The sequence below is a fragment of the Pelagibacterium halotolerans genome (assembly GCF_044811015.1).
Taxonomy (GTDB): domain Bacteria; phylum Pseudomonadota; class Alphaproteobacteria; order Rhizobiales; family Devosiaceae; genus Pelagibacterium; species Pelagibacterium halotolerans_A.
On sequence record NZ_CP085243.1, the window covers coordinates 872,756 to 896,960 of the forward strand.

Below are 24,205 nucleotides of genomic sequence, written 5' to 3' on the forward strand. Positions count from 1 at the left end.
CCAATGGACCGGTAGTCAAGTGGTCCGTCCTCCAGTGTTCCCGCTCTTTCGATGAACCTTTGATGGCCTTTCGCAAGGCATCAAGGAGGCTCCGCGCCGATGGATGTGTCGTTGCTAACGCTTAAACGAAAGGCACTCAATGCCCCTTTACGAGCACATCTTCCTGTCGCGCCAGGACGTTTCCGCGCAGCAGGTCGAAGATCTGACCAAGACCTATTCCGACCTCCTTTCGGAAAATGGCGGCAAGGTCGCCAAGACCGAATATTGGGGGGTGAAGTCGCTCTCCTACCGGATCAACAAGAACCGTAAGGCGCACTACACGCTCATGAACATCGACGCGCCGGCCGCTGCCGTCGCCGAGATGGAGCGCCAGATGCGCATCAATGAAGACGTGCTGCGCTTCATGACCATCCGCGTCGACGCGCTCGAAGACGGCCCGTCGGTGATGATGCAGAAGCGCGACGAGCGCTCGGACCGCGGCGATCGCGGACCCCGCGGCCCGCGCCGGTCGTAAGAAGAAAGGTTCTTGAGAAATGGCTATTCGCAATCTCACCACCACCCAGACCCGCCGCCCGTTCCAGCGCCGCCGCAAGACGTGCCCGTTCTCGGGCGCCAATGCGCCGAAGATCGACTACAAGGATGTGCGGCTGCTGCAGCGCTACGTTTCTGAGCGCGGCAAGATCGTCCCCTCGCGCATCACTGCTGTTTCGGCCAAGAAGCAGCGCGAACTCGCACGTGCCATCAAGCGCGCGCGTTTCCTTGGCCTTCTGCCGTTCGCTGTGAAATAAGGCTTTGACTGGCGGTGCGCCGCGTGTGCGCCGCCAGCGTTGGGCGCTTCGGAATGGTCCGGACGCTCTAACCGCCACTCCCGGCGGGACAGCATTGGAGAAAAATCATGAAAGTCATTCTGCTTGAACGCATCGGCCGTCTCGGCACGATCGGCGACGAAGTGTCGGTCAAGGACGGGTTTGCCCGTAACTTCCTTCTGCCGCAGGGCAAGGCGCTGCGCGCTTCGGAAGCCAACCGCGCCAAGTTCGAAGCCGAACGCGCCGCGATCGAGGCGCGTAACGCCGAGCGCCGCTCGGATGCCGAAAAGAACGCAGCTTCGCTCGAAGGCAAAACCATCGTCATGGTGCGTCAGGCCGGTGAAACCGGCCAGCTCTATGGCTCGGTCTCGGCTCGCGATATCGCCGAAGCGCTGATCGCGGACGGCGCCAAGATCGAACGCAATCAGGTGGATCTGGCCGGCCCGATCAAAACCGTCGGCCTGCATGAGGTGACCATCAACCTGCATGCGGAAGTTTCGATCCACGTGACCGTCAACGTCGCGCGCTCGTCCGACGAGGCCGAGCGTCAGGCGCACGGCGAAGACCTCACCGTCAAGAGCTATGACGACGAGGAAGAAAGCACGCTGATCGAGGGCGAGGGCGAAGGTGTCGAGGAAGGCAGCGAAGCCGAGGATGCCGCAGCAGCAGAAGAGCTGGAGCGTCAGGAAGACGCGTAAGGCGTCGTTCCGACCCAGACCGAATCAAAAAGGCCGGACCAAACGTCCGGCCTTTTTGCTATGAACCATTCCAGTTTTACCCGCACTTCACAGGGCCGCGAATCAGGTATCATTTTTCCTGCACGTCAAGCTTGCGCCGTGCAGGGCGATGATGGTTAAGAAAGCGTGCCTTTCTTATTTTCCAAGAGCGTGTGATGGAAGCGGTACGGCGCCTTGCGCCCCTACAGGCTGAGTCTGAACCCAGCATCAAAGTGGCTCCGCACAACATCGAGGCGGAGCAAGCCCTGCTGGGCGCGATTCTGGTCAACAACGAAGCCTTCTACCGCGTTTCGGACTTTCTTGAGCCGATCCATTTTTATGAGCCGATCCACCGTGAGATCTTCGAAGTCTGCGGCAAGATCATCCGCACCGGCAAGACCGCGACGCCGATCACCGCCAAGACCTACCTGCCCGACAATCTCATCGAAGGCGTGACGATGGCGCAGTACCTCGCCCGGCTTTCCGCCGAGGCGACGACGGTGCTCAACGCAGCGGACTATGGGCAGGCGATTTACGATCTTGCGATCCGGCGGAATCTGATTCTGATCGGGGAAGAGGTTATGGACTCCGCGTATAATGCGGATGTGGAGACGTCCGCGCAAAAGCAGATCGAGGAAGCCGAAAAGCGGCTGTTCGATCTGGCCGAGAAGGGCCGGTACGATGGCGGGTTCCAGGGCTTCAACCAAGCGCTCATCGAAGCCATCAATATGGCCGGCGAGGCCTATAGCCGCGACGGCTCGCTTTCCGGCACGGCGACGGGGCTGACCGATCTCGACAGGCTCATGGGCGGGTTGCAGCGCTCGGACTTGATTATCCTCGCCGCGCGTCCAGCTATGGGCAAGACCTCGCTTGCAACCAATATCGCGTTTTCGGTGGCCAAGGCCTACAAATCCGAGCCGATGCCCGATGGGCATATGAAGACGATCAATGGGGGGGTCGTCGGGTTCTTTTCGCTCGAAATGAGCGCAGAACAGCTTGCAACGCGTATTCTCGCCGAACAGTCGGAGATCTCCTCGGCCGATATCCGCCGCGGCAATATCCATGAAAGCCAGTATGCCAAGCTGGTGGACACCTCGAACCTCATGGCTCAGGTGCCGCTTTATATCGACGATACCGGCGGCATCTCGATTGCCCAGCTTTCGGCGCGGGCGCGGCGCCTGAAGCGACAGAAGGGGCTCGACCTTCTTATCGTCGACTACTTGCAGCTTCTCTCGGGCTCCTCCAAGCGCGCGGGTGAAAACCGCGTGCAGGAGTTGACCGAAATCACGACCGGGCTCAAGGCGCTAGCCAAGGAACTCGAAGTGCCGATCATTGCGCTGTCGCAGCTCTCGCGCCAAGTGGAAGCGCGCGACGACAAGCATCCGCAGCTCGCTGACTTACGTGAATCGGGCTCGATCGAACAGGACGCGGACGTCGTGCTGTTCGTTTATCGCGAGGAATACTACCTCAAGAACAAAGAGCCCAAGGAAGGCACGCAGGAACATCTCGAATGGCAGGCCGAGATGGAAAAGGTACACGGGCGCGCCGAAGTCATCATCGCCAAGCAGCGCCACGGCCCCACCGGCACGGTGCAGCTGCACTTCGAGGCGAATTTGACGCGGTTCTCGAATTTGGCGCGGGAGGATTACCTGCCCGAGCGGTTTGAGTAGCTTGGGGCCTACGCTTGTAGCTCCCCCAACGTTGTAGTAATGTAACTACATTCGACTCTGGTGGGAACTCTCATGCCGATCACCACACTCACAAGCCGCGAACTCAATCACGATATCGGCCGCGCCAAGAAGGCGGCCAAGCACGGTCCGGTGTTCATCACCGACCGTGGCAAGCCTGCGCATGTGCTTATGAGCATTGAGGAGTATCAACGCCTCACCAAGCAGCGGCGCAATATTGCCGATGCGCTAGCCATGCCCGGCGCCGCCGATATCGATATTGAATTTCCCCGGTCTCGGGAGCTTCCGAACGCCGCGGATTTCGATTGATGCTCCTGCTTGACACCAATGTCGTTTCCGAGCTCCGCAAGGTCCGGTTCGGAAAGGCAGCGCCTGGCGTCGCCGCATGGTCGGAAGGCGTTGATGCGTCCGATCTCTATGTGTCGGCGATTACGCTTATGGAACTGGAGTTGGGCATTCTTCGATTGGAACGGAAAGATGCCGATCAGGGCGCACTACTCCGCGCGTGGATGCAAAGCCATGTCTTGCCGGAGTTTTCCGAGCGGACGTTGTCCGTCGATCCCGCGGTTGCGCTGCGTTGCGCCAAGCTGCATGTGCCGGCCCCCATGCCCGAACGGGATGCCCTCATAGCCGCAACAGCCATCGTTCATGGGATGGCCATTGTTACGCGGAATATTGCCGATTTCGAAACAACCGGCGTTCCTATTATCAACCCTTGGGACAGTTCAGCACAATTGCACTTGGGAACCTAATCATGGCAAGCAAGCTCACCGTCACCCATCTCAGCCACGACCTTGGCGCCAGGAAGTCTTACGTCTCGTTCGTTTGGGCGGACGATCCGTCCAAACGCCTCGGGCTCGAAGTTCCGTTCGGGACCGAGCTCAAGGACGCCGAGCGCGAGGCGATAAAGGCTGTGCGTCAGCTCTCGGGTGAGCTTGCGACGATAAATATCTCCATGCCTTGAAGTTGTCCCCACGCTGGTCCATGTCTCGTGACCGGCGGCATGTCTTTTGTCTTGTCGCGTTTTCGCTTGCGCGGCCCTTAGGGTCGGACCTGAAAAGTGGTATCCACTTTTCTTGAAAACGCTTGGGGTTCAATGATTCGAAATTGCACATTGCTCGGCGGCGGTATCGAGATCGATCTGGATGCGATCGCGCGGAACTGGCGAGCGCTCGATACGGTTGCGGCAGATGCGCTGACGGGTGCCGTGCTCAAAGCCGATGCCTATGGCACCGGCATCAAGGCCGTATCGCGCACGCTCTTTAAGGCGGGGGCCCGGTTTTTCTTCGTTGCGACGCCTGACGAGGGGCTGAGTCTCAAAGCGGCTGTGCCGCAGGCGCATGTGTTCGTGCTCGACGGGCTCCTGCCTCGCACGGCGCGGGACTATGCAGAGCATGGGCTGATGCCGGTGCTTGCCGCACTCGAACAACTCGAAGAATGGCTGCAATACTGTCTGAGTGTCGGAAGGGCCGAACCGGCGGCACTGCATTTCGACACCGGATTCAACCGCGTCGGATTCAGGATGAGTGAGGCTGAGCAGGTGGCCGATGCGCTTAAGCGGTCGGGGTTCGAGCCGCAGATGATCATGAGCCACCTCGCCTGCGCCGACCAGCCGCAGCATGAAATGACCCGCAAGCAGTACGGGCTGTTTCAGGGGCTCCGCAATCATTTCCCCAACATCCCCGCCTCGCTCGCCAATTCGGCGGGGCTGATGGCGTCCAAGGACTACCATTTCCAGATGGTGCGGCCCGGCATTGCGGTTTACGGCGGACGCGCGATCAACGGACGGCCCAACCCGATGGCCCCGGTAATCCGCATGGAAGTGCCGGTGCTACAGACCAAATCCGCGCGCATCGGAGAGACGGTGGGCTATGGCGCCTCGTACCGGCTGCGGCGGGATTCGCGGCTTGCGATCATCGCAATGGGGTATGCGGACGGACTTTTCCGCTCGCTTTCGGGCGTGCCCGGCCAGAAGGGCGGGGCCGTCGCGATCGGAGGGCAGATCGCGCCGATTGTGGGCCGGGTTTCGATGGACATGACGGCGGTCGATATCACCGACATCGAGGCGCCCGTCGGGGCGGGCGACACCGTCGAGGTCCTGGGCGAGACGATCGGGATCGACGATGTGGCCGAGGCAGCCGGGACGATCGGCTACGAAATCCTCACCCAGTTCAACGGACGGTTTCCACGCCGGTATGTGAATGTGCCCGATGGGATCGAGGTGGACTGAAGCGCCATATTTCGGCATCTTTCTCGCGCATGTTCTTTATTTGTTCTTGTTGAGACACCGTTTGTCTGTTACATGGGCCTGACGTAACCGGAACCCGCCATGGCCAAACTCAAATCCACATTCATCTGCCAGGCATGCGGCAACGTCACCCCCCGCTGGGCCGGGCGGTGCGATGCCTGCGGGGAATGGAACACCATCGTCGAAGAGGTCGAGACCTCGGGGGTCGGCGCTGGACCCAAATCGGCGAAGGCGTCGGGGCGGCCAGTGGAGCTGGTGCCACTTTCGGGCGAGAGCGAGGATGCAATCCGGATCGTCACGCGCAATTCCGAGCTCGACAGGGTCTTGGGCGGTGGCTTCGTGATGGGCTCGGCAACGCTGGTGGGAGGTGATCCCGGGATCGGGAAATCGACGCTTTTGCTGCAGGCCGCCGCCGCGCTGGCGAGCCAAGGCAAGCGGGTGATCTATATCTCGGGAGAAGAAGCGATTGCGCAGGTGCGGCTGCGCGCGTCGCGGCTGGGGGTTGCCGAGGCGCCGGTGGAGTTGGCCAGCGAAACCCATGTCGAGACGATTCTCGCGACGCTCGAAAAGGGCAAGGCGCCCGACCTCGTCATTATCGATTCCATCCAGACCTGCTGGACCGAACGAATCGAAAGCGCACCGGGGACGGTAACGCAGGTGCGCACCTCGGCGCAGGCGCTGACGCGGTTCGCCAAGAAATCCGGTTCGGCGGTGGTGATCGTGGGGCATGTCACCAAGGACGGGCAAATCGCCGGACCGCGGGTCGTCGAACACATGGTCGATGCGGTCTTGTATTTCGAAGGGGATACGTCGCTCACCTACCGCATTCTGCGCGGGGTGAAGAACCGGTACGGGGCGACCGACGAGATCGGCGTTTTCGAGATGATCGGATCGGGACTGCGCGAAGTGCCGAACCCTTCGGCGCTGTTCCTCGATCAGCGCGATACCGGAGCGGCAGGATCGGCTGTGTTTGCGGGCATAGAGGGGACGCGGCCGGTGCTCGTTGAAATCCAGGCGCTTGTCGCCCCCTCCCCGCTCGGCACGCCGCGGCGTGCGGTCGTGGGGTGGGATTCGAGCCGGCTTTCGATGGTGCTCGCCGTGCTCGAGACGCGGTGCGGCGTGAGGATCGGGGCGAACGATATCTACCTCAACGTCGCGGGTGGGCTTAAAGTCAACGAACCGGCGGCAGACCTTGCGGTTGCCGCGGCGCTGATTTCCTCGCTGACCAATGCACCGCTGCCGCCCGATGCGGTCTATTTCGGCGAAGTGAGCCTTTCAGGCGGCGTACGGCCGGTGGTCCATGCGAACCTGCGGGTACGCGAGGCGGCCAAGCTGGGCTTCGGGATCGTCCATACCGCCAAGCTCGGAGACGGCGAGCGAGCCGACGGGGTCCGGGTGGAGGAATTTTCCGCGCTCGCGGCACTGGTTGGCCGCATTGCAGCCAAAGGAGACGCCCAACCTGTGGGTGAAGACGCGTAAAGCCTCGCCAACACTTGGCTTTATGCAACAGAAACGCTAAACGAGGCGCAGAATTATTTGCCGCACGGGTGGCAAAGCGTTTTGTCGGGCAATCCTGGAGAGAAGATCCCATGCTGACCGCGTTCGACATCGGTGTCGGTATTCTTGTGCTCATTTCGGCGCTGCTGGCGACGACGCGAGGCTTGACCCGCGAGGTGCTTTCGCTCGTTACATGGGCAGGCGCGGCGGGTTTTGCGGTGTGGATGTATCTCAACCATCCCGATATCGCGCGCCAATATGTCAACGACGATCTGTGGGCGGACGTGGCGACCGTGGTCGCAAGCTTCCTGATCGCGCTGATCATCCTGCATCTTTTGACCATGCGGATAGGGGATTGGATCACCGACAGCCGGCTCGGGCCGCTCGACAGGACGCTGGGGTTTGTATTCGGCGCGCTGCGCGGCATTCTGATCGCCGTTGTCGTTGTGATTTTCGGCGTCTGGCTGATGGGTGGCCGGGACAATTTGCCCGATTGGGCGGCCGAGGCGCAGAGCCTGCCGACGCTGGAGGCGCTGGGCGAAGGACTGATTTCGCTCCTGCCGCAGAACCTCGAGGAGCAGGTCAACGACTTCCTGCAGGGCAGCGGTTCGTTGGGCGAAACCGTCGAAGGTGGTGCGGTGACGAACGAGGAGAGCACGGAGGGCACGCAGCAGGTGCCCGAGCAGCCGACCTCCGATCCGGCGCCCGCCGAGGATGGCTCGATCACCCAGCTTTGATGCCGTGGACCGCGCTGGCGGATGGTAGAGTTTGACGTGGGCGCGTTTTGAACCCGGAACGTGCTTCGAAATGTGACGTTGAGTTGACTTCACCATGGGAGGGGCGTAATTCGCCCCAAGGTGACGCCTTTCTTCTTGCATACGGTGAACTGCTTTGGCGACGACCCTCGACCATTTGACCGGCTTGTCTCTCGATCTCGACGGCGACACGCTGCATGAAGAGTGCGGCGTGTTCGGCATTTTGGGCCATCCCGATGCCGCCGCGCTGACGGCTCTTGGCCTGCACGCATTGCAGCACCGGGGGCAGGAAGCCGCGGGCATCGTGACCTATGACCGGGGGCAGTTCCATTCGGAGCGCCATCTGGGACTGGTGGGCGACCACTTTACGGACCCAGCGACGCTCAATCGTCTTCCCGGAAAAATGGCCATGGGCCATGCGCGCTATTCAACGACCGGCGAAACCGTGCTGCGCAACGTGCAGCCGCTTTTTGCCGAACTCGAGGTTGGCGGCATCGCGATTGCGCATAACGGCAACCTGACCAACGGCCTGGCGCTTAGAAAGCGGCTCATTGCCCAAGGGGCCATCTGCCAGTCGACGTCGGACTCCGAGGTCGTCCTGCATCTGATCGCCCGTTCGCAGCGGACCGGATCGGCAGACCGGTTCATCGACGCACTTGGTGCCATCGAGGGTGCCTATGCGATGGTGGCGATGACGCGCACCAAACTGATCGGCGCCCGGGATCCCAACGGGATCCGCCCGCTGGTTCTGGGTGACCTCGACGGCAAGCCGATCTTTGCATCGGAAACCTGCGCGCTCGACATCATCGGCGCGAAGTTCGTGCGCGACGTGGAAAATGGCGAGATCGTCGTGGCCGAAATCCAGAAGAACGGCGAGATCACGATCGAATCCTACAAGCCGTTCAAGCCGCGCCGCGAGCGGATGTGCCTTTTCGAATATGTCTATTTCGCGCGCCCCGACTCGGTGGTTTCCGGCCGTTCTGTCTATGCTGCGCGCAAGAAGATGGGCATCAACCTCGCCAAGGAAGCCCCCGTCGCGGCGGATGTCGTGGTGCCGGTTCCCGATGGCGGGACGCCGGCGGCGCTGGGCTATGCGCAGCAATCGGGCATCCCGTTCGAGTACGGCATCATCCGCAACCACTATGTGGGCCGCACCTTCATCGAGCCGACGCAATCGATCCGGGCGCTGGGCGTCAAGCTCAAGCATTCGGCCAACCGCCACGAGATCGAGGGCAAGCGGGTCGTGCTTGTCGACGACTCCATCGTGCGTGGAACCACCTCGCTGAAGATCGTGCAGATGATCCGCGATGCGGGCGCTAAAGAGGTGCATATCCGCGTGGCGAGCCCGATGATCTATCATTCGGACTATTACGGCATCGATACGCCGGACCCCGACAAGCTTCTGGCCAACCAGTATGCAACGCTCGAGGATATGTGCGCCTATATCGGTGCGGATTCGCTGGCGTTCCTTTCGATCGACGGGCTCTATACCGCCGTGGGCGGGGAGAAGCGCGATCCGAAGAAACCGCAGTTCACCGACCACTACTTCACTGGCGACTATCCCACGCCGCTCACCGATCTCCAGGATCGTGGCAAGAACGATCCCAAGCAGATTTCTATGCTGAGAGAAGCCGTTTAATGTCCGAAAAAGACCTCGAAGGCCGCGTCGTCCTCGTTACAGGCGCTTCGCGGGGGCTCGGTTACGCCGCCGCAAAGAACGCAGCCGCGCGCGGCGCACATATCGTTGCCGTGGCGCGCACGGTGGGCGGACTCGAGGATCTGGACGACGATATTCAGGCGCTGGGGTCGTCGACCACGCTGGTGCCGCTCGATCTGACCGACAGCGAGGCCATCGACCGGCTGGGCGCGGCGATTTTCGAGCGCTGGGGACAGCTCGACGGGCTCATTGGCAATGCGGGACTTCTGGGAACGCTGACCCCCCTGCCCCACATCGCGCCAAAGGAATTCGCCAAGGTTTTCGAGGTGAACGTCACGGCCAATTACCGCTTGCTGCGCTCGCTCGATCTGTTGCTCCGCCAGTCGGATGCCGGGCGCGCGGTGTTCGTCTCCTCGGGGGCCGCACTTTCGGCCAAGCCCTATTGGGGTCTTTATGCAGCGACCAAAGCCGCGCTCGATGCGATGATCAAGGCCTATGCGGGCGAAATGGCGATCACCAACGTGAAGGCCAACATCTTCTATCCCGGCCAGGTGCGCACAGCGATGCGCGCAAAGGCCATGCCAGGTGAAGACCCGATGACCCTGCCTGCGCCCGACGAGATCGCGCCCAAAATGGTCGATCTCATCTCCCCGGCTTATGGGAAGACCGGCATGCGGGTGGATGTGCTGAAGGGCGAAGAGCCACTTTAGACCGGCGCAGAAACTTCGTTTAGGGAAACTTTTTCGGCCCGTTATCCGAAGCAGTCTCAAGGACTTGGGTGTGTCCAGTCCTTCGATTCACCAAACTACATTCCCCACCCCTTGTAATACCGGGCTCCGCGGTTATCCTATCTAACCATCCTGCGGCAGCCATCCGTGTCCGCGTGCCCATGCGATATGGATGCCTTTTTGCCGCGACCTGATGCATTGCTGCGCCTGTTCGAACGAGGGCCGATTCGTGGCTTGCGATCCGGCGTAGCGTGATGAGCCCGCAGGGTGCAAACACGTCCCCGGCCCGGGAACGCCGCACCCGGCACGAGAACATCGCAGAGCTGACGTTCCAACCGCGGATTTACCGTTTCGCGGCACCTGTTGTTGCGCCCTTCGCGCGATACGGGCGGGCAGGACATATCGAAACCAGACCGGAGAGGGAGACATGGTGCAATCGGACCTCAACACTCAAAACGCTGAACTCCATATGGAAAGCCAGGCCTATGGGGCTGATCCGCTCGAAGACAGGGAAACGGATCTCTATCGCGGCGAATACGTAATGAGTTTCGTCGAGAAATGGGACGAACTCATAGATTGGGACGCGCGGGCCGAAAGCGAGGGGCAATTCTTTATCGACGTGTTGCGCGCGCGGGGGAAGGAAAGCGTGCTCGATGTAGCGAGCGGTACGGGTTTTCATTCGGTAAGGCTGAGCGAGGCCGGATTTCGGGTGATCAGCGCGGACGGTTCGGCTGCGATGCTGGCCAAGGCATTCGAAAACGCGCAAGCGCGCGGCCTCATCCTCAACACCGTGCAGGCGGACTGGCGTTGGCTCAACCGCGACATCAACGGCAAGTATGACGCGGTCATCTGTCTGGGGAATTCCTTTACGCACCTGCACACAGAGCAAGACCGCCGGCGTGCGCTGGCGGAATTCTATGCCGCGCTCAAGCATGACGGGATTCTGATCCTCGACCAGCGCAATTACGACGCTATGCTCGACCACGGGTTTTCGACCAAGCACAGATACTATTATGCCGGCGAGAAGGTGAAGGCGGAACCTGAATATATCGACGAGGGGTTAGCGCGGTTCAAATACACGTTCCCCGATGGCGCAGAGTACACGCTCAACATGTGCCCGGTCCGCAAGAACTATGTGCGGCGGCTGATCGCCGAAGCGGGCTTCCAGAGGGTTCGGACATATGGGGATTTTCAGGAAACATACGCCGAAGACGACCCGGACTTTTTCATTCATATCTGCGAAAAATCCATAACGCAGCCCTCCCGCTGGGGCGGCGGCGACGCGGACATCCGAGAGGTTGCCGAGGACTATTACGACAGCGCCGATGCAGATGCGTTTTACAGCACGGTATGGGGCGGCCAGGACCTGCATATCGGATGCTACGACGAAACGCGCGATATTCGCGTGGCGAGCGACGGAACCGTCGACCGTATGGCCAGGATGGTACCTACCCTCGGGCCGGGCACCCGTATTCTCGATATCGGCGCGGGTTATGGTGGTGCCATGCGGCGGGTGGTCGGGCAATATGGCGGCACGGCGACTTGCCTCAACATCTCTGAAACCCAGAACGATACAAACCGGCTGCGCAACAAGCAGCAAGGGTTCGGAGGCAAAATCCGGGTCGTGCACGCCTCGTTCGAGGACATTCCCGAGCCGGATAGCAGTTATGACGTTGTCTGGAGCATGGATGCGATCCTGCATTCGGCCGAACGTGAGCGCGTGCTCGCCGAGGTCTACCGCGTGCTCAAGCCCGGCGGATATTTCATCTTCACCGATCCCATGCAAGCGGACGACGTGACGCCGGGAGACCCCGATCTGCAGCCGGTTTACGATCGGCTTGAGCTTAGGGATCTGGGCTCGATGGAGTTCTATCGCGAGACGGGTGAAGAGCTGGGCTTCGAAATCGTGGCGCAGGAGCAGATGGTGCATCATTTGCGCACGCATTACGCGCGCGTGCGCGAGGATCTGATCGCCAATTACGATACGCTACGCGAAACCGGCGCATCGACGGCCTATCTCGACAAGATGATCGTGGGGCTGGAGAACTGGGTGAAAGCCGCAGATGCGGGCAAGATGAGCTGGGGAATCCAGCTATTCAGGAAGCCCGCATAGCCCCCGCCCTGCCGGTGCCCCCGGAGCGGCGCTTCGCTTCGGGGGATTAGCCTAGAACGAAAGTAACGCAGCCAGAACAACCAAAGCGACCGCCACGCCTACGAGCATTTTGTCGTTCAACATCGAGGCGATTGCCGGCTGCGACCGCCGGTCGCCGCATTCGCGTGGCGCGGTATCCTCGGGCAGCATCTTGAACTTCTCTTCGGGGTCGCCCCATTTGAGGCGGCGGAATTTAAAGACGTTCTTTTTCATGGCCTTGCCGAGATAGGCAGGCAATGTGGCGATGTAAAGCGGGTTACGAAATTGTAAGGTTCGCCTTACCGGGCACCTTCATCCTTCACATACGGATTTTTCCCGCCGCGCACCCAGAGCCTGATCGTCGTCCCGGGCAGGCCGAAGTCCTGCCTCAGGCCGTGGATCAGATAGCGCTGATATGCCTTTGGCAGCGCTTCAGGGCGTGAGCAGAAGATGATGAAGCTCGGGGGGCGGGTCTTGGCCTGGGTCATGTAGCGGATTTTCAGGCGCCGGCCAGAGATCGCCGGGGGCGGATGGTGCTCGATCATGTCCGCCAGCCAGCGGTTGAGCTTGGCGGTGCGGATACGGACGTTCCAGACGCGCTCGATATCGAAGATCGCCTTCATCAGCTTGTCGATATTGCGCCCCTGAAGCCCCGAAAGCGTGACGAGCGGGATGCCCCGCAATTGCGGCAGCATGCGCTCGCAGGTTTCGCGCAGTTCGAGGATTTTGGCGTTCTTGTTCTCGATCAAATCCCATTTGTTGACCGCGATCACCATGGCGCGGCCTTCACGCTCGACGAGATCGGCAAGCTGGAGATCCTGCTTTTCAAAAGGGATCGTCGCGTCGAGAAGGAGGACGACGACTTCGGCGTACTGGATAGAGCGCAGGCTGTCGGAGACGGATAGTTTTTCAAGCTTGTGCTGGACGCGGGACTTGCGGCGGATGCCGGCGGTGTCCACGAGGTTGATGACACGCCCCTCCCACTCCCAGGGGACCATGATGGAATCGCGGGTAATGCCGGCCTCGGGACCGGTGAGCAGCCGTTCCTCGCCCACCATGCGGTTGATGAGCGTCGACTTGCCCGAGTTGGGCCGGCCAATGATGGCGACGTTGAGATAGCGGTTGGGATCCCAGCGCATAGGCGCCGTATCGCCCGTCTGGTCCTCGCCCTCGTCTTCGAGAACATCCACATCGACGACGGGCCGGTGCGCCATGTCGTAGTCGGTTTCTTTCGGAGCCGCGGCTTCGGCTTTTTTCTCCTCCTGCGTTTCGACCGCCTCGGAGACGATCGCGTAGAGGTCTGCGAGCCCGAGGCCATGCTCGGCGGAAAGCGGGATGGCTTCGCCGAAACCGAGGCTATAGGCTTCCATCAGGCCCGGCTCGGCGGCCTTGCCCTCGGCCTTGTTGGCGACGAGGTGGATGTTCTTGTCGGCGCGGCGCAGGAGGCGGGCGAAATGCTCGTCGGTGGGCGTGACACCGGCGCGGGCGTCGATCATGAAGAGGATGATGTCGGCCTCGGCGATCGCCATTTCCGTTTGCGCACGCATGCGCGCTTCGAGGCTGTCGTCGTTCGCATCCTCATAGCCGGCGGTATCGACGAGCGTGAAGGTGAGATCGCCGATGCGGCCCTGCCCTTCCCGGCGGTCGCGGGTGACGCCGGGGGTATCGTCGACGAGCGCGATCTTGCGGCCCACGAGCCTGTTGAACAGCGTGGACTTGCCGACATTGGGGCGGCCGACAATGGCCACGGTGACGCTCATGGCGTTTGGTCCTTGTGTATTTCTGTCTACGTGGCCTTGTTATCCTCACCTTAAATGACGGGTTGAGTCCGTCATTTAAGGTGAGGCAAGGCGCTAGGCCTTATTCGGCGGGCGTTTCTTCGGGTGCAGTTTCACCATCAAGAGGCAAGATTTCCTCGGAGACCTCCGCGCCCACGGCCGCAAGCTGCTCGAGATAGACCATGGCGCGCACCTGCATGTCCTGCGAAGCGTTGGCGTCCGCGGCGACTTCTTCGAAAAGCGCGCGGGCTTGGCCGTACTCACCGGCCTTGTAATGCGCCAGCCCAAGCGCCTCGCGGGCGAGGTTGCGCATGGGGTGCTGGGCGATATTGAGGCTACCAACTCGGGTCTGGACATCGGCAACCGTGCCCGTATCGACGGCGACGTAACCGCCGAGAAGGAGCGCAAGTTCGCGCAGGCGCTGGGAATCGAGCGATGAGGCGAGCGCGTCGTAAGTCGCAAGCGCGCCGGCGGAATCGCCTTGCTGGCTTTGCACCGCGGCCTCGCGGAATTGCGCGAGAACGGCATAGCCGCGCGGGCCGTCCGCGACGATCGCGGTGAGGGCTTCCTCTGCAGCGGGGTAGTCGCCTTGGGCGGCGAGATCCACGGCGGCGTAATAGCGGTCGGACGCGGCGGCGGCCGTCGAGGCGCGCCACCAGTTCCAAGCTTCGTTGGCCGCAACGAGAACGACGATCAGGACGGCTCCGCCGATGATATAGGGTGCATATTTGCGCCAGAAGGCGCGCATCTTATCGCTGCGCAGTTCTTCCTCGACCTCGCGGAGAAAAGAGTCGTCGCTCATTGGGAAAGCCCTATCGGTTTACGTCCGGCACAATGCCGCCATCAAAAGTCCGGCGGACAATAGTGGCGGCGCGCCCGGATTGCAATTGAAAGGAGGCGGTTTTCAGGGCCTTAGGGCCTGTCATCGACTGTAGATAGGGGTTTGACGGGTTCACGCGGGTGTCGGTGGCGCGCCGTGCCGGGTCACACGCACGGTTTCCCTTCTCCCCTTGAGGGAGAAGGTGGCCGCGAAGCGGTCGGATGAGGGGTGCCTGCGGCGTTGCGAACAGCACAAAAGCGGAGCTTTGCCACAGCCGCGCACCCCTCATCCGACCTTTCGCTTCGCGAAAGCCCACCTTCTCCCTCAAGGGGAGAAGGGAAGCCGTGCGGACGGTAAGGTCGTACCTCAAACAGGTGCGCCAACTTGTCAAAATCACTGCGACGGGGCCTTAGGCGAACGGTGCGACGCCGATCAGCGGGGCGTGGAGCCAGAGCGCGAAAACGAGGCCGACAGCCGTGCCGATTGCGATGGCAAGGATGTCGTTCGTGATCGGACCGGCCTCGGGTACGGGCTCGCGACGACGGCCTGCGGCAATGCGGTCGACGATGGCCCAGATGAGGAAGGCGCCAAAGAGCAGCAGCGAGGCGAGATCGCCATTGGCGAGGAGGTGACCGACGGCCCAAAGTGCAACGCCGACAACCATCGGGTGCTTGAGCCATGCCTTGATCCGTCCCGCGGGCAGGTAGGCAGCAGTGATACCGATGAAGCCGAGGATGACAAGGAGCGAGGCAGCGTGAACGCCCCAGCTCGGCGGCGTGAAGAGAAAGGTCGTTTCCAGCCGGGCAAGGCTAAAGCCCCAAATGATAATGACGAGGCCGGCGAGGGAAACGAGGGCATAGACGCCCTTGAAGGCGCCGGGATGCTCCGCAACCTGGGCATCGCGCCATTGCGGCGCAACGATGCGTACCGAATGCGCGCCTAGGAACAGAACAAGTCCAACGATCAACAGCCACATTTCCACTTACTCCTCCAGATGCGCGACAATATGCCGACCATCGAGATCGGTGGCGGCACGATGAATGATCTGCTCGAGAACGTCCATGTCGACGTCCGAAAGCTTGTTGATATAGAGGCATCCCTTGCCACGCTTGTGCTTTCCCAGCTTGCCGAGCAGTTCGTCATCCTCTGGCTGGTACCAAAGCACGTAAAGCGTCAGCGCCGATTTGCGGGGCGCGAAACCGGTGAGGAAGGTTTCGCCTTCGTGTCCGGACGGATAGCGGTATTTCACGCGCCCGAACCCGATCATATTGCCCGGAACCAATCGCGCAGGCTTGCCGGTATGCTTTTCCATGAGCGCGATCAGGCTTTCGCAATCCGCCCGCTTTTGGGCAGGCTCGACCGTATTGAGGAAACGTGCGACTTCGGGATCGCGTTGGCTCATCACGTCTCTCCACAACGAGGTGCCGACCCAGGGCATATGCGGACGGCCCCGTCTTGCAAGTGTCTTTTTTTGATGTCACGTCTGGATCTCATGCGGTCATATGTCCGGCCTTTGTGTCAAGTATAGCCGGCTTCCAAGGAAACCGGGTATAGGTGGTGGGCACGGCTTATCGTCCGACGGCGCGTGCGCCTCGGGTTTCATTGAGCTTGGACGGTATGCGGCGAGACGCGTCTCATACTGATTATAGAAATGCGAAGCGAGTCTCGTCGCGCATAGCGCATTGGGCGTCCGCGCACTTGAAAAGCTTCACCGGAGCTTTTCATTCGGCTACGCCGAACCGCTTCGGACTCCGGGGTTTTTGGCTGGGTACTGTGAGATACGCTATTGTTGGCACCGGCGCGCGGCACCAGATGTTCCGCGGCGCCATTACCGAAACCTACGACCAAACGAGCGAGCTCGTGGGGCTGTGCGACACGAACGACGCACGCCTTGCACTGTCGGCGAGCACGGTGCCAGACCAGTCGGGCAACGGGGTGGCGACCTACAAGGCCGAGGATTTCGGGCAGATGCTGGATGAGCAGAAGCCCGATACCGTCGTGGTGACCGTGCCGGACTATCTGCACCACGAATATATCGTGGCGGCGATGAAGGCCGGGTGCAATGTGATGACTGAAAAGCCGATGACGACGGATTTGTCGCGGCTCAAGGCGATCATCGATGCGCAGAAGGAGACCGGGAAGTCGGTTACCGTCACATTCAACTATCGCTACACCCCTGCCCGCACGCAGATCAAAGACCTGCTACAATCGGGCGCCATCGGCGATATCGTGGCGGTGGATTTTTCCTGGCACCTCGACCGGGTGCACGGGGCGGACTATTTCCGGCGCTGGCACCGGTACAAGGACAAGTCCGGTGGGCTTCTGGTGCATAAGTCGACGCACCATTTCGATCTCGTGAACTGGTGGCTGGGGTCTTCGCCCAAGAGCGTTTCGGCTAATGGACGGCTGGCGTTCTATACGCCGCAAATGGCCGAGGCCCTGGGACTTTCCGGGCATGGGGAGAGGTGTTACGCGTGTCCGGTTGCCAAGAAGTGCGACTTCCGCATGGACCTTGAGAGCGACGCGGCGCTCAAGGCGCTTTATCTCGATGCGGAGGAGTTCGACGGGTACGCGCGCGACAAATGCGTTTTTGCCGACGACATCACCATCGAGGACACCATGCAGGTGCAGGTGGGCTACGAGAACGGTGCAATGCTCAACTATACGCTGTGCGCTTACTCACCCTGGGAAGGGCTCGAAATCCGGTTCCATGGAACCAAGGGCGAGTTGGTGCACAAGCATGTCGAGGTGCATGGGGTGTTCGGCGGGCAGCGGGCACGACCGGCCCAGGATGCGATTACTACGACGTTGCATGTGGCGGGCAAGGCGCCCGAGAAGATCGGCGTCTGGGAAGGCACGGGCGATCATGGTGGTGCCGATCCGGTGATGCTGGGGTATCTGTTCGATCCCGAGGGGATGGATCCGGACCTTTACGGGCGCAGTTCGAGCCATGTGGACGGGGCCTGGTCGATCCTCACGGGGATCGCGGCAAACGCCTCGATGGCGAGCGGCGAGACCACGCATGTGCGCAAGATGCTGGACGAGAACGGGATCGAGTTGCCGTCGCAATAGCACGTCTGCACGGAGGATTTGACGGTTTGATCTTTGCTTCCTCCCTCCCCGTCATCACCCGGCTTGTTCGGGTGATGACGGCGGAGTGGAGGGAGAGGGTGGCGGGCAACCTCATGCATCAATTCCTCTGTGCGGAGGCGCTAACGCGCGCGGGCGCGCCAATCTCTCGCGTAGGCTCCGATTTGCGGATGGTCGAACGGCGTAACCGGATCGGGTAGCGCAGTGCCTCTGCCAAGGCCGGTCAAGAGCATCGCCGCGCCCTTGGCCGTGCCGGTCGCATCGCGCGAGGGGCGGACCGGGACTCCGGTCAGGGCGGCGAGGGTGGAGCAATAGACGGTATTTTGGGCGAGCGGACCTTCAATGACGATGTCGCTTCCTTGCCCCGCCAGTGTGAGCGTTTCGCAGGTCATCAGCGCGAGGTAGAGGCTCGCCGCGGCAGCGCGTTGCGATGGTGTCAGAGCGTCGGCATTGCCGTGCCAACCGCCTTTGCCATTCGGGAACGGGCCGGTGCCTTCAACCCAGGAAGGCAGAGCCATGATGCCGGTTTCGATAACGGCAATCGCGTCTGCGGACGTCGGTTGGGGGGCGTTCGCTCCGGCGATGAGCGTGTATTCCCGACCGCCCATAAAGCGCGCAGTCGGCACAGGGCGCCCCAGGGCGTCGACATTGGCGAGACTGTCGCGAGCCGGGTCGAGACGCCCGGTTGTGCCGCCAAGGGTCATGGCGATTGTCCAGGTGCCCGAGGAGACGACGGTGAGCGGGGTCTCTTGGTGGCTGAGATAGGGAACGAGGGAGGCGTTGGAATCGTGGATGCCGCAAGAGACAGGCGTTACCTCCGGCAGGCCGGTGGCGGCGGCGATTTCGGGGCGCAGGGGGGACAGCGTGTCTGTGGTGGCGCCGGGTTCGGGGAGCAAATCCTGCCAGTTCATATGATCGACGAGGCTGGAATAGCAGGCTTTGACGGGGTTCCACAGATCGGTATGGCAGCCCAGAGACGTGCGCTCGGAGACGATCCTGCCCGTCAAACGGAAAGCCCAGTATTGGGGATAGGGAATGATGGCGGTGACGCCGGCGAAGGCTTCGGGGAAAGCGGTAGCCTGCCAGAAGATTTGGGCGCCGAGATTGAGCCCTGCGGGAAGGCGCGGCGAGAGGGTTTCGACAAAATCCGGGCGGATGGCATCATAGTCGGCGGCGGTCTCTTCGGGGCCGGTATGCTCGTAGTCGAGTACCGGCATGGCGAGAGCGTCTCCGGCAAGGAGCGCGGCGGTGGCACCGTGGGTGGTAATGGCGATGGCACCGATGCCATGGCGGGCATGGAGGGACTTGAGGCCATCGAGGATAAAGGTCCAGAGCCCATCAACGTCGCAATGGGGGTAAAGGCCGGATGCAACCGGCGCGTTGCCACGGCGCAGGGTTTCGATTTCCATTCCGGACGCCGCGTCGAGCGCGACGAGCTTGGCATTGGTCTTGCCGATATCGATAACCACAATCGTGCCGGTGTGCGTTACCTCCGTCATGTGGACCAGACCTGCCTCCCCGTTGTTGCCAGCACCTTAGCGAGAGAACCGTCATTTTCAATCAAGAAGCTCTCATATCCGATCATAATTGACAGGAAGGAGACATCCGACATGACAATGCCCCGCATGTCTTCCCGGGCAGGCCATGAAAAAGACGTCTCTACGCCTCGATTGATGCCTTAAGCCGCCGGATGTGCACGTCCATTGTATCAAGAAAGACCCGCACGGCGGGCACAGTAGCGCGGCGGGGCGGCATGGAAGCATAGACCTCGACGACCGGGCCGGACCAATCGGGCAGGACGCGCGCGAGCGTTTGGGCGCTGACAAGATGTTCGCCATAAAGCTGCGGCAGGAAAGCGATACCCTCGCCTGCCCTCAGGACGCTCACGGCAACCGCCGGGTCTTCGACGACGAGGCGCGGCGGACTGTCGAGAACGAGCGTTTCCTTGCCGTTCGTAAGCTCCCAGTTCTGTGGCACGCCCTCGACATCGACGACGAGGCGGCCTTGAGCGGCGATGGCCCCTATGTCGTTGGGACCTATTTCCGACGCTGCGGGCACGAACAGCGCCAGGTTGCTTGCGAGCACGCGCTTGGCGACGAGATGGGGTTCGTGAGGTCGCCCCAGCCGCAGAACGACATCGAGATTTTCCGCAAGCGGGTCGGGGCCGAGGCTCGAAACGCGTAACTCGGTGCGTACCTTGGGGTAGCGCCGTGCGATCTCCGCAAGGACCGGGGCGAGGATGTGCTCGCCGAGCAGTGCGCTGGCGGCGACCCGAAGCGGGCCGCTCGGCTCGCTCTGGCCGCGACGGAGCACTTCGTCGGCCTGGCGCGAGGCTTCGATGGCAGCTTCGGCGGCGGGGCGCAGGGTTTCACCGAGCGGGGTGAGCCTCAGCCCCCGGGCCATTCGGTCAAAGAGCGGAGACCCGGCAGCCGCTTCGAGCCGGGCGAGCGAACGCGAGAGCGAGGCCTTGGAGTGGCCAAACCTGCGGGCCGCCGCCGAGAGCCCGCCCGCGGCAGCAATAAGCCCGAAGGTGCAGACGTCCTCGATATCGAAATCGCGGGGATCGAACTCATGCTGGGTCATGGTGCAAGCCTATCGTTCCGTTTCCGGAACGTCCAGTTTCATTCTGTGCGCTTTTTGGGAACGCTGTGGAGGCGTAGCCTTTGCGATGCACGACAAAGGAGTGAGCCATGAGCATCCTCGTTTTTACCAAGCCCGATTGCCCTTACTGCGCCCGCGCCAAGGCTGCGCTCGACGCCCATCACCTGCCCTACCAGACGCTCGACATCACCGCGAATGCGCGGAATGCGGATGCGAGCGTTTATTTCTCCGGAGTTGGGACGGTACCGCAGATCTTTATCGGAGAGCGTCATATCAACGGCTCTGAGGATCTTGCCGCGCTCGCCGATGCCGGCCGGCTGGAGGCGCTTTATGAGATCGAGGACGGCGGGTTGCCGATCGACGGGCCGGCGGATGAAGAGCTTGCCGAAGGGGCTACGGATTTCGTTCTACGCGAGGTGATCCCCGAGAGCGACGGCACGCATGACGACGACCCGGAGGCCTGGCCGATCCTGCGGCTCTACAAGGATTTTTTCGGGTTCTGGCCGAACTGCTTTTATTTCATGCACCATTGGCCGGAGGGCTACAAACTCTTCGTTTATTGCCACAACGCAGGCGCGATCGGCGCCGGTCGGGAGATTTTGGGGCCGCCGGTGATGATGGCGACGGGGTTTGCAACCTCGAATGCCCATGGATGCAATTACTGCAAGGTGCATATGACGGCGGCCGGGGGCGACGCATCCCTGGGCATTGCGAAGCTCGTCGATATGGCGCGGGACGGCAAGGCGCCGCCCGACGCTCCCATCGGACCCTATGAGGTGGCCCTTGCGGACCTGGCGGCGCATGCCACCACCAATTCCGTCGCGCCGGACGCGTTTGCGCGGATCACAGCGCTGGCCAGCCAGGCGCGAGGCCCGAAATGCGAAGCGCATGAGGCCATCATGGGAACGGCGATGATCGCCTCGGCTTTCGGGTTTCTCAACACGTTCAACGACATGACCGGGGTGAAGGTGGAAGCCGAATGGGCAGCCAAGGCCGAGCACGCCAACGGGATCGAAGCCGGACGACACGGCGTGAGCACCGATCGGACATCGACCAATCTCGACCATGATCTGCCACAGGGTGGGCCGACGATGGCGGAGATGATCGCGAAATACGAGGCGGTCGTTGCCGAAGCTGGCGGGGTTGCGGCTTACCTTATCGGCGAGCTTGGGTTGATGCCGGAATGGGTATCGCTGTGGCCGTCGCATTTGCGGGCCCGGCATGCATATTTTTACTGCGAGATCATGCAGCCCCGGGGACATTCACCCATACCGTCCGAACTCAAGCACCTGATGGCGCGGGTGTCCGCCATCGTGCGGGGGCACGATTATCTCGCTGCCGTGGAAGCCTATCTCGCCGCTCGGGCAGGTGGGGATACGAGCAAGGCGGTTGAGCGCGTGCGCTACGCATTCGACGCGGCCAAGGGATATGCGGTGCCGGGTGGCCTCTTCACACCGGCGGAGACGGCGGCGCTGCGGCTCGCCTGGGTGTCGGCACAGATTCCGCTCGTGACGCCGCACCGGTTCGTGGCGCCGGCCGTCGCGCATTACGGGCCGGTGGCGCTCGTGCATCTCATCACCGTCTGCGCGCTTGCCGGGCTGGTGCAACGCTTTTGCGCCGTCGTTCGCCCGGAGATGGAGCCGGAGGTCGAACGGTTCATGGATGCACACCGGCTCGAGACCGATACGCTGGCGGTGCGCTACCCGCTCGCGGAAGAGACGGCTGCACTGAGCGCTAAGGCCGTGAACTGACGAGAAAGCAGCCTCTCCGTCGTCATCCGCGGGCTTGACCCGCGGACCTAAGTGCCTCCACCTCCACGCCGTGCGGAGGATGGGCACAGAGGTCGCCGGGTCAAGCCCGGCGATGACGTGTGAGTGGGGATATGCCCTGCACAAAACCGATCCGATGAGGACGCATAAAGCTGTAGCGGCCTGGCCTCTACAAAGCGCTCGCGGACGTGCAGCCAGATCCGCGGGTCAAGCCCGCGAATGACGGCTGAGAAGGCGGGGACAGGTGGCGACAGAGGCGGGAGAACGAGACGGTTCGACCGGCTTGCACCCTAATCGAGTTGGAACACGCGCTTGAGATCGACCTGGACAGGAGAATTGTCCGGGTTGGTCTCCATGATGTCGGCCATCATGGCCCACCAGCGCTTGACGATCTCGGTGTCCGGCAGGGCGTCCATTTTATGGTCGTCGGAGCGGATGAGGGTCGCAAAGAGGTGGTTGGTTTCCGGGTCGAGCCAGATCGAATAGTCCGAGACGCCGGCGTCCTTGAGCATCTCGGCCAATTCGGGCCAGATTTCATCGTGCCGGCGCTCGTATTCGACGGCCTGGCCGGGGTTGAGGGTCATGCGGAAGGCGATGCGTTCGCTCATTGTGTTCGCCCCTAGACGATGCCGCCCGAGCCGCCCGCGCTTTCAGGGCGGATGGCAGCGACCTTGGCGCGGTAACCAGCGGCGCGGTAGGTCGCGATGGGGTCTACGGCAGCGTCCTTACGCTTGCGGGCCATGGCGAGGATGGGTTCGACATCGGTGCGGAAGGCGGTCTTGAGCGTCTGGCTCGCCATCAGCGCGTCGTTGTCCTCCTGATAGGCGGCGAGCGCCTTGCGGTCGACGAGGAGAGCCTGGGCATAAGCGCGCTGGACCTCCATGGCGGACTGCATCAGGCTTTCGATGGGGTCGGTGACGTTGTGGCTTTGGTCGAGCATATGCGCGGGGTCGAAATTCTTCGCGCCGCGCTGTTCGGCGTCCACGAGTTCGTTGAAGACGAGGAACAGGCGGTAGGGATCGATCGAGGCGGTGTCGAGGTCGTCGTCGCCGTATTTGCTATCGTTGAAGTGGAAGCCGCCGAGTTTGCCGAACTGGATGAGCCGCGCGACGATCATCTCGATATTGACGTTGGGCGCGTGGTGGCCGAGGTCGACGAGGCAATAGGCCTGATCCCCGAGTTCCTGGGCAATCATGTAGTTGGTGCCCCAGTCCTGCACGACCGTGGAGTAGAACGCCGGCTCGTACATCTTGTGTTCGGTGAAGATGCGCCAGTCGCTGGGGAGCGCTTTGGCGACCTCCTTCATCGACGCGAGGTAGCGCTCGAACTGGGCGGTGAAATTGGTCTGGCCAGGGAAGTTCGAGCCGTCGCCGATCCAGACGGTCAACGCCTTCGAGCCGATGGCCTTGCCGATTTCGATGCATTCGATGTTGTGGTCGATGGCCTGCTGGCGGGTGGCGGCATCGGTGTGGCTCAATGAACCGTACTTATAGGAATGCTGCTGGCCGGGGGAATCCTGGAAGGTGTTGGAGTTCATGGCGTCGAACCCGAGGCCCAGCGCGTTCGCTTTTTCCTTGAGCTTTGCAGGGTCGGCCTTGTCCCAGGGGATGTGGAGCGAGACTGTCGGCGTGGCGCCGGTCAGCTGGTGGATGACGCCGCAATCCTCGAGCTTGTCGAAGATGTCGCGCGGTTCACCCTTGCCGGGGAAGCGGGCAAAGCGCGTGCCGCCCGTGCCGACGCCCCAGGAGGGGACAGCAACGCCGTAGGTGCCGACCTTTGCCGTGATTTTTTCGATGTCGATGCCGCGACGGTCGAGGTGTTCGCCAAGCGCTGCGTAGTCGGCTTCGAGACGGGCCGAGGCTGCAGCGTTTTGTGTTGCGATGACGTCTTTGGCGATGCCGGTTTCACTCATGATGTTGTC

At 61.9% G+C, this 24,205-nt stretch carries 24 protein-coding genes; 15 read left to right on the forward strand and 9 right to left on the reverse strand.

Going from position 1 to position 24,205, the window contains the following annotated elements; translation table 11 throughout:
- The first annotated feature begins 139 nt into the window (after positions 1–139).
- From rpsF to LG281_RS04375, 13 genes are all read left to right on the forward strand, one after another.
- Positions 140–514: a 30S ribosomal protein S6 gene (gene rpsF, locus LG281_RS04315; protein WP_404404706.1), complete on the forward strand. Its 375-nt coding sequence runs from the start codon at positions 140–142 to the stop codon at positions 512–514.
- Positions 515–533: 19 nt separating this feature from the next.
- Positions 534–788 carry a 30S ribosomal protein S18 gene (gene rpsR / locus LG281_RS04320; protein ID WP_231802639.1) on the forward strand — a complete coding sequence of 85 codons (255 nt, stop codon included), beginning with the start codon at positions 534–536 and terminating at the stop codon, positions 786–788.
- Between the two features lie 107 nt (positions 789–895).
- Positions 896–1,504: a 50S ribosomal protein L9 gene (gene rplI / locus LG281_RS04325; RefSeq protein WP_404404708.1), complete on the forward strand. Its 609-nt coding sequence runs from the start codon at positions 896–898 to the stop codon at positions 1,502–1,504.
- Positions 1,505–1,698: 194 nt separating this feature from the next.
- Positions 1,699–3,192, forward strand: coding sequence for a replicative DNA helicase (locus tag LG281_RS04330; RefSeq protein WP_404404710.1), 1,494 nt, complete (start codon positions 1,699–1,701; stop codon positions 3,190–3,192).
- A 72-nt stretch (positions 3,193–3,264) separates the two neighbouring features.
- Entirely contained in the window at positions 3,265–3,519 is a 255-nt protein-coding gene (locus LG281_RS04335) for a type II toxin-antitoxin system Phd/YefM family antitoxin (protein ID WP_404404712.1), read from the forward strand.
- Complete coding sequence (locus tag LG281_RS04340; RefSeq protein ID WP_404404714.1) at positions 3,516–3,962, forward strand: type II toxin-antitoxin system VapC family toxin; 447 nt, start codon at positions 3,516–3,518, stop codon at positions 3,960–3,962. The genes LG281_RS04335 and LG281_RS04340 overlap by 4 nt, the downstream gene beginning before the upstream one ends.
- Before the next feature lie 2 nt (positions 3,963–3,964).
- Positions 3,965–4,174, forward strand: a complete 210-nt coding sequence (locus LG281_RS04345; protein WP_404404716.1) for a hypothetical protein — start codon at positions 3,965–3,967, stop codon at positions 4,172–4,174.
- A gap of 132 nt (positions 4,175–4,306) precedes the next feature.
- Complete coding sequence (gene alr / locus LG281_RS04350) at positions 4,307–5,440, forward strand: alanine racemase (RefSeq protein ID WP_404404718.1); 1,134 nt, start codon at positions 4,307–4,309, stop codon at positions 5,438–5,440.
- A 99-nt stretch (positions 5,441–5,539) separates the two neighbouring features.
- Positions 5,540–6,937, forward strand: a complete 1,398-nt coding sequence (gene radA, locus LG281_RS04355) for a DNA repair protein RadA (protein WP_404404720.1) — start codon at positions 5,540–5,542, stop codon at positions 6,935–6,937.
- A gap of 110 nt (positions 6,938–7,047) precedes the next feature.
- The gene (locus LG281_RS04360; protein WP_404404722.1) at positions 7,048–7,692 is read left to right on the forward strand and encodes a CvpA family protein; all 645 of its coding nucleotides are present in this window, start codon (positions 7,048–7,050) and stop codon (positions 7,690–7,692) included.
- Positions 7,693–7,846: 154 nt separating this feature from the next.
- Positions 7,847–9,349 (forward strand): amidophosphoribosyltransferase, encoded by a 1,503-nt coding sequence (gene purF, locus LG281_RS04365; RefSeq protein ID WP_404404724.1) that lies wholly within the window; start codon positions 7,847–7,849, stop codon positions 9,347–9,349.
- Complete coding sequence (locus LG281_RS04370) at positions 9,349–10,077, forward strand: SDR family NAD(P)-dependent oxidoreductase (protein ID WP_404404728.1); 729 nt, start codon at positions 9,349–9,351, stop codon at positions 10,075–10,077. Before purF ends, LG281_RS04370 begins: the two co-directional genes overlap by 1 nt.
- 445 nt (positions 10,078–10,522) lie before the next feature.
- Entirely contained in the window at positions 10,523–12,208 is a 1,686-nt protein-coding gene (locus LG281_RS04375; protein ID WP_404404730.1) for a methyltransferase domain-containing protein, read from the forward strand.
- A 51-nt stretch (positions 12,209–12,259) separates the two neighbouring features.
- On the opposite strand, the gene LG281_RS04380 is transcribed toward LG281_RS04375, so the two are convergent.
- The 5 genes from LG281_RS04380 to LG281_RS04400 all read right to left on the reverse strand — a co-directional run bounded on the left by LG281_RS04380 (position 12,260) and on the right by LG281_RS04400 (position 16,226).
- Positions 12,260–12,460 carry a hypothetical protein gene (locus LG281_RS04380; protein WP_404404732.1) on the reverse strand — a complete coding sequence of 67 codons (201 nt, stop codon included), beginning with the start codon at positions 12,458–12,460 and terminating at the stop codon, positions 12,260–12,262.
- A 65-nt stretch (positions 12,461–12,525) separates the two neighbouring features.
- Positions 12,526–13,986: a ribosome biogenesis GTPase Der gene (gene der, locus LG281_RS04385; protein ID WP_404404734.1), complete on the reverse strand. Its 1,461-nt coding sequence runs from the start codon at positions 13,984–13,986 to the stop codon at positions 12,526–12,528.
- Positions 13,987–14,086: 100 nt separating this feature from the next.
- A complete protein-coding gene (locus tag LG281_RS04390) occupies positions 14,087–14,806 on the reverse strand; it encodes a tetratricopeptide repeat protein (RefSeq protein WP_404404736.1) in 720 nt (239 codons plus the stop codon).
- A 427-nt stretch (positions 14,807–15,233) separates the two neighbouring features.
- Entirely contained in the window at positions 15,234–15,800 is a 567-nt protein-coding gene (locus LG281_RS04395; protein ID WP_404404738.1) for an NnrU family protein, read from the reverse strand.
- Positions 15,801–15,806: 6 nt separating this feature from the next.
- Positions 15,807–16,226: a DUF1801 domain-containing protein gene (locus tag LG281_RS04400; RefSeq protein WP_404404740.1), complete on the reverse strand. Its 420-nt coding sequence runs from the start codon at positions 16,224–16,226 to the stop codon at positions 15,807–15,809.
- Between the two features lie 371 nt (positions 16,227–16,597).
- Here LG281_RS04400 and LG281_RS04405 point away from each other — a divergent pair, with 371 nt between their 5' ends.
- Positions 16,598–17,896: a Gfo/Idh/MocA family protein gene (locus LG281_RS04405; RefSeq protein ID WP_404404742.1), complete on the forward strand. Its 1,299-nt coding sequence runs from the start codon at positions 16,598–16,600 to the stop codon at positions 17,894–17,896.
- Between the two features lie 140 nt (positions 17,897–18,036).
- Here LG281_RS04405 and LG281_RS04410 read toward each other — a convergent pair whose 3' ends face one another.
- The gene (locus tag LG281_RS04410) at positions 18,037–19,413 is read right to left on the reverse strand and encodes an FGGY-family carbohydrate kinase (protein ID WP_404404744.1); all 1,377 of its coding nucleotides are present in this window, start codon (positions 19,411–19,413) and stop codon (positions 18,037–18,039) included.
- A gap of 160 nt (positions 19,414–19,573) precedes the next feature.
- Complete coding sequence (locus LG281_RS04415) at positions 19,574–20,497, reverse strand: LysR family transcriptional regulator (RefSeq protein WP_404404746.1); 924 nt, start codon at positions 20,495–20,497, stop codon at positions 19,574–19,576.
- A gap of 107 nt (positions 20,498–20,604) precedes the next feature.
- Between LG281_RS04415 and LG281_RS04420 the strand changes: the two genes are divergently transcribed.
- Positions 20,605–22,266, forward strand: coding sequence for a glutaredoxin domain-containing protein (locus LG281_RS04420; RefSeq protein WP_404404748.1), 1,662 nt, complete (start codon positions 20,605–20,607; stop codon positions 22,264–22,266).
- A 308-nt stretch (positions 22,267–22,574) separates the two neighbouring features.
- On the opposite strand, the gene rhaM is transcribed toward LG281_RS04420, so the two are convergent.
- Both rhaM and rhaI read right to left on the reverse strand, forming a co-directional pair.
- Entirely contained in the window at positions 22,575–22,892 is a 318-nt protein-coding gene (gene rhaM, locus LG281_RS04425; protein WP_404404750.1) for an L-rhamnose mutarotase, read from the reverse strand.
- A gap of 11 nt (positions 22,893–22,903) precedes the next feature.
- Entirely contained in the window at positions 22,904–24,196 is a 1,293-nt protein-coding gene (gene rhaI / locus LG281_RS04430) for an L-rhamnose catabolism isomerase (RefSeq protein WP_404404752.1), read from the reverse strand.
- Between the last annotated feature and the right edge of the window lie 9 nt (positions 24,197–24,205).

Excerpts from the sequence above, each read along its gene's own strand:
- rpsF (WP_404404706.1), top strand. The coding sequence starts at position 140 with ATGCCCCTTTACGAGCACATCTTCCTGTCGCGCCAGGACGTTTCCGCG.
- rpsR (WP_231802639.1), top strand. The coding sequence starts at position 534 with ATGGCTATTCGCAATCTCACCACCACCCAGACCCGCCGCCCGTTCCAG.
- rplI (WP_404404708.1), top strand. The coding sequence starts at position 896 with ATGAAAGTCATTCTGCTTGAACGCATCGGCCGTCTCGGCACGATCGGC.
- LG281_RS04330 (WP_404404710.1), top strand. The coding sequence starts at position 1,699 with ATGGAAGCGGTACGGCGCCTTGCGCCCCTACAGGCTGAGTCTGAACCC.
- LG281_RS04335 (WP_404404712.1), top strand. The coding sequence starts at position 3,265 with ATGCCGATCACCACACTCACAAGCCGCGAACTCAATCACGATATCGGC.
- LG281_RS04345 (WP_404404716.1), top strand. The coding sequence starts at position 3,965 with ATGGCAAGCAAGCTCACCGTCACCCATCTCAGCCACGACCTTGGCGCC.
- alr (WP_404404718.1), top strand. The coding sequence starts at position 4,307 with ATGATTCGAAATTGCACATTGCTCGGCGGCGGTATCGAGATCGATCTG.
- radA (WP_404404720.1), top strand. The coding sequence starts at position 5,540 with ATGGCCAAACTCAAATCCACATTCATCTGCCAGGCATGCGGCAACGTC.
- LG281_RS04360 (WP_404404722.1), top strand. The coding sequence starts at position 7,048 with ATGCTGACCGCGTTCGACATCGGTGTCGGTATTCTTGTGCTCATTTCG.
- LG281_RS04370 (WP_404404728.1), top strand. The coding sequence starts at position 9,349 with ATGTCCGAAAAAGACCTCGAAGGCCGCGTCGTCCTCGTTACAGGCGCT.
- LG281_RS04375 (WP_404404730.1), top strand. The coding sequence starts at position 10,523 with ATGGTGCAATCGGACCTCAACACTCAAAACGCTGAACTCCATATGGAA.
- LG281_RS04380 (WP_404404732.1), bottom strand. The coding sequence starts at position 12,460 with ATGAAAAAGAACGTCTTTAAATTCCGCCGCCTCAAATGGGGCGACCCC.
- der (WP_404404734.1), bottom strand. The coding sequence starts at position 13,986 with ATGAGCGTCACCGTGGCCATTGTCGGCCGCCCCAATGTCGGCAAGTCC.
- LG281_RS04390 (WP_404404736.1), bottom strand. The coding sequence starts at position 14,806 with ATGAGCGACGACTCTTTTCTCCGCGAGGTCGAGGAAGAACTGCGCAGC.
- LG281_RS04395 (WP_404404738.1), bottom strand. The coding sequence starts at position 15,800 with ATGTGGCTGTTGATCGTTGGACTTGTTCTGTTCCTAGGCGCGCATTCG.
- LG281_RS04400 (WP_404404740.1), bottom strand. The coding sequence starts at position 16,226 with ATGAGCCAACGCGATCCCGAAGTCGCACGTTTCCTCAATACGGTCGAG.
- LG281_RS04410 (WP_404404744.1), bottom strand. The coding sequence starts at position 19,413 with ATGACGGAGGTAACGCACACCGGCACGATTGTGGTTATCGATATCGGC.
- LG281_RS04415 (WP_404404746.1), bottom strand. The coding sequence starts at position 20,497 with ATGACCCAGCATGAGTTCGATCCCCGCGATTTCGATATCGAGGACGTC.
- LG281_RS04420 (WP_404404748.1), top strand. The coding sequence starts at position 20,605 with ATGAGCATCCTCGTTTTTACCAAGCCCGATTGCCCTTACTGCGCCCGC.
- rhaM (WP_404404750.1), bottom strand. The coding sequence starts at position 22,892 with ATGAGCGAACGCATCGCCTTCCGCATGACCCTCAACCCCGGCCAGGCC.
- rhaI (WP_404404752.1), bottom strand. The coding sequence starts at position 24,196 with ATGAGTGAAACCGGCATCGCCAAAGACGTCATCGCAACACAAAACGCT.